The sequence below is a fragment of the Flavobacterium chryseum genome (genome assembly GCF_004362015.1).
GTDB lineage: Bacteria > Bacteroidota > Bacteroidia > Flavobacteriales > Flavobacteriaceae > Flavobacterium.
The window spans coordinates 607,825-620,230 of record NZ_SNWW01000002.1 but is presented as its reverse complement, the minus strand read 5'-3'; the positions used below and the strand labels follow the sequence as shown (position 1 = coordinate 620,230).

Annotated in this window: 11 protein-coding genes; 1 reads left to right on the top strand and 10 read right to left on the bottom strand. The window is 33.5% G+C overall.

Annotated features, from left to right (window positions below; all coding sequences use genetic code 11):
* Window positions 1-127: 127 nt before the first annotated feature.
* The 5 genes from EV143_RS06420 to EV143_RS06400 all read right to left on the bottom strand — a co-directional run bounded on the left by EV143_RS06420 (window position 128) and on the right by EV143_RS06400 (window position 4,761).
* Window positions 128-1,369: an ATP-binding cassette domain-containing protein gene (locus EV143_RS06420; protein WP_133507140.1), complete on the bottom strand. Its 1,242-nt coding sequence runs from the start codon at window positions 1,367-1,369 to the stop codon at window positions 128-130.
* 23 nt (window positions 1,370-1,392) lie between these two features.
* Window positions 1,393-2,250: a sulfurtransferase gene (locus EV143_RS06415; RefSeq protein WP_133507139.1), complete on the bottom strand. Its 858-nt coding sequence runs from the start codon at window positions 2,248-2,250 to the stop codon at window positions 1,393-1,395.
* A 28-nt stretch (window positions 2,251-2,278) separates the two neighbouring features.
* Window positions 2,279-2,668, bottom strand: coding sequence for a DUF1398 domain-containing protein (locus EV143_RS06410; protein ID WP_133507138.1), 390 nt, complete (start codon window positions 2,666-2,668; stop codon window positions 2,279-2,281).
* Window positions 2,669-2,829: 161 nt separating this feature from the next.
* Window positions 2,830-3,822 carry an alpha/beta fold hydrolase gene (locus EV143_RS06405; RefSeq protein ID WP_133507137.1) on the bottom strand — a complete coding sequence of 331 codons (993 nt, stop codon included), beginning with the start codon at window positions 3,820-3,822 and terminating at the stop codon, window positions 2,830-2,832.
* Between the two features lie 96 nt (window positions 3,823-3,918).
* The gene (locus EV143_RS06400; protein WP_133507136.1) at window positions 3,919-4,761 is read right to left on the bottom strand and encodes a DinB family protein; all 843 of its coding nucleotides are present in this window, start codon (window positions 4,759-4,761) and stop codon (window positions 3,919-3,921) included.
* A gap of 595 nt (window positions 4,762-5,356) precedes the next feature.
* Between EV143_RS06400 and EV143_RS06390 the strand changes: the two genes are divergently transcribed.
* Entirely contained in the window at window positions 5,357-8,353 is a 2,997-nt protein-coding gene (locus EV143_RS06390) for a LamG-like jellyroll fold domain-containing protein (RefSeq protein WP_243739803.1), read from the top strand.
* A gap of 73 nt (window positions 8,354-8,426) precedes the next feature.
* Here EV143_RS06390 and EV143_RS06385 read toward each other — a convergent pair whose 3' ends face one another.
* The 5 genes from EV143_RS06385 to EV143_RS06365 all read right to left on the bottom strand — a co-directional run bounded on the left by EV143_RS06385 (window position 8,427) and on the right by EV143_RS06365 (window position 12,055).
* On the bottom strand, window positions 8,427-8,864 hold the full coding sequence (locus EV143_RS06385; RefSeq protein WP_133507135.1) for an acyl-CoA thioesterase: 438 nt from the start codon (window positions 8,862-8,864) through the stop codon (window positions 8,427-8,429).
* An 84-nt stretch (window positions 8,865-8,948) separates the two neighbouring features.
* Window positions 8,949-9,278, bottom strand: a complete 330-nt coding sequence (locus EV143_RS06380) for a saccharopine dehydrogenase family protein (protein ID WP_133507134.1) — start codon at window positions 9,276-9,278, stop codon at window positions 8,949-8,951.
* A gap of 17 nt (window positions 9,279-9,295) precedes the next feature.
* Window positions 9,296-9,970 carry a saccharopine dehydrogenase NADP-binding domain-containing protein gene (locus EV143_RS06375; protein ID WP_133507133.1) on the bottom strand — a complete coding sequence of 225 codons (675 nt, stop codon included), beginning with the start codon at window positions 9,968-9,970 and terminating at the stop codon, window positions 9,296-9,298.
* Window positions 9,971-9,981: 11 nt separating this feature from the next.
* Window positions 9,982-10,689, bottom strand: a complete 708-nt coding sequence (locus EV143_RS06370) for an outer membrane beta-barrel protein (protein ID WP_133507132.1) — start codon at window positions 10,687-10,689, stop codon at window positions 9,982-9,984.
* Between the two features lie 70 nt (window positions 10,690-10,759).
* Window positions 10,760-12,055: a Na+/H+ antiporter gene (locus EV143_RS06365; RefSeq protein ID WP_133507131.1), complete on the bottom strand. Its 1,296-nt coding sequence runs from the start codon at window positions 12,053-12,055 to the stop codon at window positions 10,760-10,762.
* Between the last annotated feature and the right edge of the window lie 351 nt (window positions 12,056-12,406).

Sequence of the window (12,406 nt, the reverse complement as noted above, 5' to 3'; positions counted from 1 at the left end):
TTATTTCACCATTAAGATATTAAGTTAATTAAGTGCAGTCAGTTCTTAACAAACTTAATATTCTAAGAAAGAAAAATTAAGCGCACTTCTTAATTAACTTAATATCTTAATGGTAAAATATTATTTTTTAATTCAATTCTGAATGATATTTTATTTTACCGATTGAGCCTGTTTCAGTTGGTAATAATTCAAAAACCGAAGTAGGAGCAAGGCCTTGTTCTATGCGATGTGAAACGTACAAAATACTGACGTTAGTTTCTTGTTTAATGGTATTGATAAGCTGAATTACCAAATCGACATTTTCGTCGTCTAGACCTTCTACAGGTTCATCAAGAATTAATAATGGCGGATGTTTTAAAACCGCACGCACAATTAAAGCTACTCTTTGCTGACCGATTGAAAGATCAATAAAACGTTTTTTTCTTAAATGTGTCATTTCGATTACTTCAAGCCATTGCGAAACAATTTGTTTTTGATGCGTGGTTGGTTCAATATAAAGCCCGATTGAATCGAAAAATCCGGACAGAATCATTTCTTCTAAAGTGTGGCTTTTTTGAAATAAATCGGTCATTGAAGTCGTGAAAATTCCGATTTGTTTTTTGATGTCCCAAACGCTTTCGCCGCTTCCTTTTTTTCTTCCGAATAAAAATAAATCCTGTCCAAAACCTTTTGAGTTGTCACCTGTAATTAGAGACAAAATAGTACTTTTTCCTGAACCGTTCGGGCCAATTAATTGCCAGAATTCACCTTGTTTAATTGTCCATGAAATGTTGTCGAGAATCTTTCGATCATCATAACTGACAGAAATATTTTCCATTTTAATTAATACACTTTCGTGGAAGGGATGCGGCTCAATTGCTTTTGGAATTGCCGATGTATTTAAGGTTTTAAAATGACTTTCGGTTTGTGCAATCGGATGTAATTCGAATGTGTTGTCTTTAATTTGTGCTTTATTCGGAACAAAATGAAGTACATCAGTAACACGATTTACGATTTGAATAATAGCTGTAACTTCAACTAAATCTTTTAGAGATTCTGCTAAAATTACTCTCGAAGCCTGATCTAAATGATCAAACGGATTATCAAAAATGATAAAATCAGGTTTTTGATTGATGCAGTATTTTAAAAATTCTTTCTTACGCTCTCCAGATGAAAAAGTGCGTAACTGTCGGTGCGATTCCGGTGAAGCTTCAACAATGTCATATTGATATTCTCTTTCGATGAATTTCTCGATCGCAATATCAGAAAACAGGATTCCTTTTTGATTATTAAAATCAGCTAATTCGCCTTTTGCTTCTCCGGAAAGCAAGCTTTCAATAAATGCTTTTTTATTTACCTGATTTGATAAAAGTATATCCCAATGCTGCATTTTTGGTACTTTGTATTTTATAATTAATTCGATTCTTTAGTTGCCATTTCACGATCATTTCTTGACCATTCGCTCCAGGAACCTACATACAGTTTTGGAATTTCTATTCCGGCATAATCTAAAGCCAATAAAGTGTGGCAAGCTGTTACACCCGATCCGCAATGTACAATTATATCTTCGGGGTTTTTATTGCCTAAAATTGCAGTATATTTTTCTTTTAAATCTACTGCAGATTTATAAAAACCATCTTCATTTAAGTTTTCGCTAAAAGGAACGTTTACGGCGCCCGGAATATGCCCTGCAATTAAATCCAGTGGTTCTGTTAAGCCATCAAAACGGTTTTTATCTCTTACGTCAATTACAATATTTTGATTGTTATTTCTGGCTCTTTCGACTTCGTCAATATTGGCTGTGGCTAATTTCCAGTCTGAAATAGGATAATTTTCTGTTGCATCAAAAGTTTCAATTTCTGAACTTACCGGAAAACCTATTTTTATAGCTTCTTGCAAACCTCCGTTTAAAACCTGAACTTTTTCATGTCTGATTGATCTTAACATCCACCAAAATCTGGCTGCGGCATTCGATCCGTTTTTATCATCGTAAATAATCACATGAATTTTAGGTGAGATTCCAAGTCTAGAAAGTACTTCTGAAAATTTTTCAAATGAAGGTAAAGGATGTCTTCCTCCATTTGCTGGATCAGTTTCAACAGTTGCCAAATCCCGATTTAAATCAACATAACGCGCACCTTTTAGATGTTCGTTTTTATAATTTTCTTCGGCATTGATTCCTGCTCGGGCATCAATTAAAATAATTTCAGATGAATCCTGAAGGTGAAGTAAATCTTCTGGATTTATAATAGGTGATAACAATTGTGACATATCAAATAAGAATTGAATTGTTTATAAATTAACCCGGAATTTTCTCGATCAATATTTCATTTTCTGCTTTATCATAGTAGGTGCAGGTCATTTCTAAAATATCAACTCTCCATTTTGCTATTCCGCATTGTGCTGAATGATTGCAAAAAGTCAAATAATCCGTTTGACCATCCTGATGCATTACCAAATATTCGATAAAGCGTTCTTTATTGGCAGTATCAGCGACTTTAATTTTCGCATATTTTTCGTCAGCAGTAACGTTATAATTATTAACTCCGTAATATTCAACATGTCCGTCATTCACGAAAGTGTCGTAACCCTTTACGCCCAAAATAATTAGGTCCTGAATATAATTTGGAAAATCAGCACCGCTTTTTACTTTAGAATGTGCATCTTTTATTTGTTCGATTGTAAACATGATATTTTAGTTTTTAAGTTAAGTCGCCACGAATTACACAAATTTACACGAAATAATATTTTCAATCTTTATAAAAAATTAGTGAAAATTTGTGTAATTAGTGGCAAACAAAAAATGTAATTGCTTTGCCTGTTCGCTGTCGCTCGAGTGGTGACAAAAAATTATTGTTTCAAAAATACGATTAATGGTTTTATAAATTGATCAAAAGATTCAATATGCGGTAAATGTCCGGTATTAGGTACTTCAACTAATTTAGAATTCGGAATCGCCTTTTGTGTTTTTTTACCCAATTCAGCATAATTACCCAATGTTTTTTTGACTTCTTCAGAGGCCCATTGTTTTCCAATTGCCGTTTTGTCTCTTGTTCCTATGATTAAAAGTGTTGGACTTTTGATGTTTTTGAATTCATATACAACAGGTTGTGTAAAAATCATATCATACATCAAAGCTGAATTCCACGCTACAATATTATAATCAGGAGCTGATGTCCAGCCAGCGCTTAATTCTGCCCATTTTTGAAAATCGGCATTCCATTTTCCATCATAATAATTCGCCATTTGGTATTTTTTTATGGCTTCGTAGTTTTGTTTTAGTTCACCTTCGTACCACCAATCAATTGTTTTATAAGGAACAACCAACTTCCAGTCTTCTAAACCAATTGGGTTTTCTAAAACTAATTTTTCGGTCGTTTCAGGATACATAAGCGCAAATCTTGTCGCTAACATTCCACCCATTGAATGCCCTAAAATAGTAGTTTTTTGAATTCCTAAATGGTCTAATAATTTTTTGGTATTCTCAGCAAATTGCTGAAAAGTATATTGAAAATTATCCGGTTTAGATGATTTTCCAAAACCTATCTGGTCAGGAACAATAACTCTGAAACCTTCTTTTGTTAAGGCTTTGATTGTCGTTTCCCAATAAGCGCCATTGAAGTTTTTACCGTGAAGTAAAACGATATTTTTATTGTTGTAATTATCAGGTTTAATGTCCATATAAGCCATTTTTAAAGACTGACGCTGATTGCTCAATTCTAAAAAATGAACCGGAAACGGATATTCGTAATTACTTAAATTAATATCAAGTGCTTTTACGTTTTCCTGCTGTGAAAAGCATAGAAAAGGAAGCAGGATTAGAAGGAATCTTATATTTTTCATGTTGAATTTATTGAATGGCTACTTATAAAAGTAAAACTAACCATTTTAAAATGCAAAATAAGAGTCTTAAAATTATCAGAAAATATGTATTATTAATTAAGCCATTACTGCGACAATGTTTAATGCTATTTCTGCAAGCTTTTGATCACCGATAATTTTTACCTTTTCTTTAGCATCATTTGGGGTCATTCCTTTCGAAAACAGCAACCACGCATCATCAGGATTTATTTTTATAATTGCGCTTGGTTCTGTATCAAAAGATTCAATAAATTTCCAGTTGTCTTTTTCTTTAATAATAGTCCATTGTCCTCCAATTTCAGTATTTACAATCAGCGTAACAATAGTTCCTTCTTTTGCTGATGTGTTTTTATAGACGTTTGGCAAAGCCTGCATAAAAGTGTGAATGAACGGATAAAATAACGCTTTTGTAAACAAAGCTTGTTTGCCAACGGCATTTCTAATTTGTTGCTGATGCAGAAATTTTTCAGTGTATTCACGGGCAATATGAAACCAGTTTAGTGAAGTTTCTTCTCCAGCCCAGGCGACTGAAAATATAGCATTTTCAAAAGGATGTAATGTCTGTAAATGGTCAGAATATTGTTTGCCTGTAATTTCCAGCAAGTTTGTTATAACTGCCGGACTTACTCGTTTTGTTGCATTTGTCCAACTCATATTTAACTGATTAAGAAAATCAACTAAATCTTCATATGAATTAATATTTTCGGGTTTTTCTCCAAAAAAATGATCTCTGGAAATCGATAAACCTCTCAAATTTCCATCTAATAAATGAGAAGCAATGTCTTTTACTTTCCATTTTTTAGCAACGGTTTGTGCGTTCCATTCTTCATCAATTAATGACGTTAAAAGTTCAATTAACAAGTCATCAAGAACAGGAAAGAGATGTAATGTTTGGATGGGTATAATTTGTATAGATTTCATAGAGATGTATTATTTTTCTTTTGATGTATTTATTTCGCTGTTTTTAAAAGTCATAATTCGCTGCGGATAAGTAATACTAATTGCAGTTTCATCAAAGCGTTTTTTAATGCTTTGCAATAAAATCACAATGCATCACAAATCCATCTGTAGATTTTTTTGCCTATGCCCAGACTTTCAATGTTCAACAGTGCCGACAAAATTGTTTATGTTGATTTTATCATTAATTCTGAATCTTTTACAAAGTCAAATATACCCTTAGTTTTAAAATTTTAAAGTATAACAAAGTTATAGTTATTAGGTTAAATACTCAATTAATCACTAAAATTTGTAATAAAATGATTTGCTTAAAAGCTATAATTAAAATTATCATGCTGTTTTTATTATAGCTTTTATTGTGTTAAAAAAATAAAACAAATGCAAACAAAGGAGCGATTATACCTATTTGATTATTCGAATTAAACAAAAGTTTCAATTTAGCTGTTGAAAATATAAAATACTGATAATTAGTGTTGTAAAACAGGATTGGACAGGACGGTCTCTTTTTGACATATAACTAATTTGGTTATACTATTTAACTGATTATAACCAAATCACTATGAAAAAAAACATTTTTACATTTAAGTATGTACTCAAATCCTGTATGATTTTCGGATTAATTTCCATGTTTGGAACTTTAAATGCTCAAACATTAGCCTTTCCGGAAGCTACCGGTTTTGGAAGATTTACAACAGGAGCGCGTGGTGCAGCAAATCCTCAAATTTATTTAGTTACGAATTTAAATGACAGCGGTCCGGGTTCTTTTCGGGACGCCGTTAGTCAGGAAGGCAGATTTGTGATATTTAGAGTAGGAGGTATCGTTAATTTGCTAACTCCGGTTGTGGTTGCAAGTAATACCACTATTGCAGGGCAAACCGCAACAGGTGAGGGAATTATATTTTTAGGTCCAAGAGTAACTTTTACAGGATCAAATAATACTATTGCCAGATATCTACGCATTCGTTATGGTGGAACTGCTCAAAATCAAGACGCATCCGGACTTGCAAATGGCGCCAATATGATTTTTGATCACATGACTTTTACCTGGGGAACTGATGAAGTTTTTTCTATCAATTGGGATAATAAAGGTATAAGTCCGGACAATATCACTATTCAGAATTCGATTATTGGTCAGGCATTGCACCGTCATAATCATTCGGCCGGAGGTTTGATTCAGCCTTCAGGAGGAAAAATAAGTTTAATTGGAAATTTATATATCTGCAATAAAACGCGAAACAATAAAATAAAAGGAATTAACGAGTTTGTAAATAACGTTGTTTATAATTGGGGAAATTACGGAAATACTTATGGACATACAGAATCTGGTGATGCCTATATTATGGGTGGAGATTCTGCCGGAAGTTCTGATGTTAATATTATAAACAATTATTTTATTGGAGGCCCAAATACGAGCACTACAATTACAACGCCTTTTAACAGAGGAAACGATAATTTCCTTTTGTACGGTTCAGGGAATTATTTTGATAATAATAAGGATGGAGCCTTAAATGGGACTTTAGTTCCTGCAGATTTAACGGGATATCCTACCGGAGATGCGGCTACTATTTTAGCAACTCCATATGATTATCCGATGAAAAATACCACGTTGAGTGCTGTCGATGCTTATAATAAAATCGTATTAAATGTTGGTGCATCTTATCCGAGACGCGATCAGGTTGATAATTTAATGATTTCTGATTTAATGTCTAAAGGAACTACGGCAACTTATGTATATGTTCAAACTGATCTGACAACGCAATTTGGTTTTACAAACGGCGGTGCAGGACATGTTTATGGCGCACCAGCTTCTATAGACACAGATAACGACGGAATGCCTGACGCGTGGGAAGATGCCAATGGCTTAAATAAAAATAGTGCCGATGCATTAGCGGTAAGTACATCGCATTCGCCTTATTTGAATATTGAGGTTTACATTAACGGATTGACTAATGTAACGCCCCCCGATTTTATTATTCCGCCATCCAATTTGAATTTTACTAATGTGGTTTCAACAGAAATTCCCGCAGCAAGTTCTTTCACGATTAATTGGAGCGATAATGCAGCAAATGAAGAGAGTTATGTTTTAGAACGTTCTGTAAACGGAACTGATTTTACAGTTTTGAGTACATTAGGAGCTAATATTTCCAGTTATAATGAAACCAACTTAATTCCAAACACACAATATTATTATCGAATTAAAGCAGTAAACACTACAGAATCATCTGCTTATAGTGAAGTTGTTTCGATAACAACACCACCAATTCCGTCAGCGCCAACTAAAGCAACGAATCCAACTCCTGTATCAGCTTCAAATAATGCGGAGTTGACAAATGGAAGTTTAACTTTAAAATGGAGTGGAAGTTCAAACACAATTATGTATGCTGTTTATTTTGGTACAGATGCTTCCAACTTGAACAAATTAACAAATTTGGTTTATGTTGCCAGTCCTTCTTATCAAATTCCAGGCTTAACTCCGGCAACCAATTATTACTGGAGAATTGATGCTGTAAACGCAAAAGGCACTGCAACGGGAGATGTTTGGAGTTTTCGTGCATTAACACCAAGCCTTGTTGGTCATTGGCCTTTTAAAGAAGCTGCTTCACAGGGAGAAGAAATAGCGGATATTACCAATTATGCCAATAACGGTATTTTAAACTCAGCTTATGATAACGCGAATGTGAGAGTTCCCGGAAAAGCAAATAATGCCATAGATTTTTCAACTTCTCCAACTAATAAATCGATGGTAAATATCCCAAATCAGGATCATTTATTGTTTGATAAAAATTCGTTTACCGTTTCATTTTGGATGAAGGCTGCTCCGCCTTTATTGCCCACTTCTTCGGCAACTAGTATTTATTTGTTGTGCAAAGGCTCTTTTACCAAAAATGCCACAACTGGTGCAACGGGCAGAAGATATAATATAGAAATCAAAGGCGGACTTTTGCGTTTTGCCATTGATGATGATAAAACGAAAAAAGAAGTTACGACAGCCGCTCCCAAATATTTTACAGACAATTGGGTCAACGTTGTTATAATGAGAGATATTCAGGCGCATAAAATCAGAATTTACACGGATGGTGTTTTTTCGGCAGAATTAGATGAAACCGCAGTTACAGGAATTTCTGAAGAAACAGATCTTATAATTGGAAATATTGGAGAACTTGAATTGTCATCAGGAACTGCTCCCGCACCCTATAAAGGTCAATTTGATGAGCTTCAGATATTTAATTATCCCTTAAACGCAACAGAAGTTTTAGGATTGTTTACGCAGGAATTTTTGAGCACAGATAAATTCAGTCAAAACAAAAATAATATTATTGTATATCCTAATCCGGTTAAGGATAAAATTTTCATAAATATCCCTAATCAAACCCTTACTTCTGCAACGGCTTCGTTGATTGATAGTTCGGGAAGAACTATTCTTAAAGAAAAAATTGTTTCTGACGGAAATGGAACTTTTGCTTTAAACCTTGGAAATAAAAAGATAAACGGACTTTATATTTTGAATGTCTCGGGAGAAAATTTCAATGGTAATTTTAAAGTTGTGGCAGAATAGCTGAAACAAAAAAATCCAAAAACATAATTTTAGTTATGTTTTTGGATTTTATATTTTAAAAAATGAACGTTAGTTAGAGTCCAACAAAATCATCTGATTTTGGGAAAATACTTAATGCTTCAATTGCAATTTCAGGAGTTGGAGAAGCTAATTTTCTAAGTTTAGTGTCCATCCATGCGCCATCAACTGTAATTACGGCACAAAGTGTATCATCTTCTCTTCTAAATTCGTGAATAATAGACCAGCGCGAAGCATCGGCCTTCATTTTTGAAGTTTTAGTATGAATAAATATTTTGTCTGAAAGTTTTAATTCTTTTCTGAAAACGCATTCTTCTCTAAATAAAACAGGTCCAAAACCCTGCGTTTGCATCACTCTTAAAGTTAAACCAAGTTCTTCAAGAATTTCGATACGGTGTTGTGCGCCAAAATCGTAGTAAGCACTATGTCGAACGTGAAAATTAGGGTCAAGATCTGACCAGCGAAAAGATATTTCTTTAATAAATGAAGCCATTTTATATTTGTAATTTTAATGAAAAATCGAAATTACAAATAAAAACCCAAACTGGGTATTAGAAAATTGTTATTACAGAAAATCTTAATTCAGTTCAGATTCAGTTATAGCAGATATTACAATGTCATCTTTATCTAACGATTGTAAAAAATCTGCAGCATCAAATGCTTCTCCCATAGTAGTTACACCAATCTTTTTTATTTTTCCCGATAATATTCTATTTATAGTTTCTACGACCAAAGGCGCTGTAACGGCATAAATATCCTGCCCAAAAGCTGTAATTGCTCTTCGGGTTTTTCCTTTTATTGCTACAACTTCTACACAAAATTGCTGAGACGATCTGTTCTTTTGGTCCGTTGGTAAAGGTTCTGGTGTGTCTGCATTTCGTAAATCATCTAAAGAATTTTGACTCAAATACGTATTAATGTTATTTACATTAAATGACGGGAAATGGTAATAATTTCTGAAAGAGGTAAAGTAACGACTTCCTTAATTCCTATAGAATTTTTAAAATCCCATTGTATTGGAGGATTTGATTCGAGTTCTTGTAATTTTTTGTTTTTGAAAGTCAATCTTTTATAATGATTTCGATCTCCTGTTAATCGCGTTCCTTTGGTTGGATGCCAGGAATCGAGCCCGATGTAAATGTTTATTTCGTCGATTTCTTTCCAGTCCTGAGTTAGCGAAGTGCTTAACAAATCGCCTAATCCGCCGTAAAATGCAGCAGCAGGAATTATTACTATTTTATCTTTTGCCTGTTCAGAAAATTGTTCAAATACATCTAAAACAGCTTTTTGTTCGGCGCTTAAATCAATATAATGAATTCCTAATCGCAAAGCCGACTGAATGATAGGTTCTGCAGTATCTAAAAATGGACCGGCACAATTAATAATAATCGTAGCTTCGGAAAATGCATTGTCTAACGTTTTCGAATCGTTAATATCGGCTGCTTTTACAATTGACTCAGGATATTGCTCTTTTAAAAGCTGTAATTTTTCTTCGTCTCTTCCAGAAAGAATTAATTTATATCCTTGTCTGGAAAGTTCGGCAACAATGAATTTTCCTGTGTGTCCGTAAGCGCCGTATATTGCAATGCTGTTTTCCATATTAAATTATTTTATAATATCTGATACGTGATTCCAAATCTTAAAATCTTTGAATATACTTCGTTTGTCCCGCCAACATATCCTTCTTTATAATTTTTTAATCCGAAAGAATAGCCTAAATAAACCCCGAATTTTTTATAATCTGTTGAAATTTGAATTCTTGGACGAAAATCTGTACTTATTGTTTTCCTATCGCGTGATGTAGTATATTTAATTCCATTTGTGTCCGTAGCATCTCCCTTTTCTTTGGTATTTAGAATATTTGCAAAATCAAAACCTGCCACTACATCAATTGGAAGTTTGTCTGCATTAAAACGATATCCTGCAAATGGATTTATATTTATTGATTTTACATCCATAAAAGTTTCACCAGAAACGGGCACCATAACATCTTCTTCATATTTGAATACATCTGTTAACGAAGTCTTACTTCGCAGATCTTCGTAACCGACTCCTACACCATATATAAAATTTACTTTGGTTATTCTTTTCAGGTTTAGCGAAACTCCGTATGATAATGCATTTTTTGATCCATAAGGATTATTAGTGTATCCATAGCCTACAGTTTCAGAAAGAAGTATAAACGAAGATGATTCTGCGCTTTCTCCACTAAAAGAGGAAAGTCCGGAATCTAAAGATACTCGCAACTCTGTTTTTTGAGCGTAAGAGTTTGAAAAGAAAATAAAGGCAACCGTAAATAGTACTATTTTTTTTATCAAAAATTTTGGTTAAGTTAATGATGCTAATGTAGGTAAAATAGTATCGTATTTTTTAATTGCTATTTTATTTTTATTTTAAATTTTGATCTAATTTGTGTACTTTTTCATCTTTAGCATTCAATTTTTTAACTATCCACGGAAGTGTAAGTCCCTGTCCAATAAGGGTAAAAAGCACAACAGCAACAGAAATAAAAATAATTGCATTTCTTTCAGGAAACGGAGTGCCGTCTTCAAGGAATTTTGGGAGTCCGATCGCAATTGCAAGCGATACAATACCGCGCATCCCTGACCATCCTAAAATAACACTGTTGTTAAAATCTAAAAGTGCATCTTCGCTAATATTTCTTTTCCTCTTTCCTTCTCCATTTTTTTGAAATGCTTTTTGAAGATTAATTTTTTGAAGAAATATTCTAACCATTCTAATTAGCAAAGCCACAATGGTAATGATAAACGCGTAGCCGATATAAGGCAGGATCATGTCGTTATCGATATCCTTTAATAAATATCTAAAATTAAGTCCGATTAGGATAAAGATTAATCCGTTTAATAAAAAGATGATAATATCCCAAAGGCTTTTGGAACTGTTTTTTAAGTTTTCGGGAAATATTTTTTTGCTAAAACGAGCAATTGTCAATCCTGAAATGACGACTGCAATAACTCCTGAAACATGTAATAGTTCTGCAACCAAATAAGCTACAAAAGGCATTAATAGCATAAAACTAATGGTAACATTTAAATTTTTATGGACTTTGCTTAATATAAAAGCCAGAATTTTTGCCATTATAAAACCTACCAAAAAACCACCTCCTAATAAAAAAACAAAGTCGAGTGCTGCTTTCCAGATTATAAACGCAGATCCCATTGCGGCAGCAACGGCAAAACGATAGGCAACAAGTGCAGAGGCATCGTTTATAAGACTTTCGCCTTCAAGAATTGTAATGGTTTTATGAGATATTCCGAGTCCTTTGGTAATACTGACTGCTGCAACGGCATCGGTTGCTGAAAGTATAGCGCCGAGTACAAATGCCAGCGGCCAGGTTATATTCGGAATCATATAATACGCCACGACTGCAATCCAAAAGGTTGTAAGGAAAACTAAAGTTATAGCCAGTGTGCTGATTGTATTGATATTGGTTTTGAAATCTTTTGGCGAAATATTAAACGAAGCATCGTATAATAAAGGAGGCAGAAATATCAGAAAAATGATTTCGGGATTGATTTCAATTTCTTTTATTGTGGGAATAAATCCAATTGCGATTCCAACAATAACGAGAAGAATAGGGTAAGGTAATTTTGCTTTATCGGCAAAGGCTGATAGTCCTATGACGATTGCCAGAATAAATATAATGATGCTGTAGTTTTCCATTCTTATAATTTAGAAAAATGCTAATGTATATATTTCAAACTTTAATTGAAAGTATGGAAAGACATTAAAATTGAGGATTAAGATAATTTTCTAATGAAACCGATTATCCTAGCCCTGCTATCCGCTTGTATCTTTTTATTTTTCCTTTAAAAATAAAAAGATACAAGCGGATAGCAGGAAACAGCTCCTGATAATGACACGTAAAGTGCTGATATGCCACGGTTGTCAGGTTTAAAAAATGTCATGTTGTCAGATGATTATTAGTGTGCCAATATTAAAACTGACAATTTACTTTGGTTTTTTATATTGGCATAAAGATTGACTTATGCCACCTGAGTTATAAAATGTATA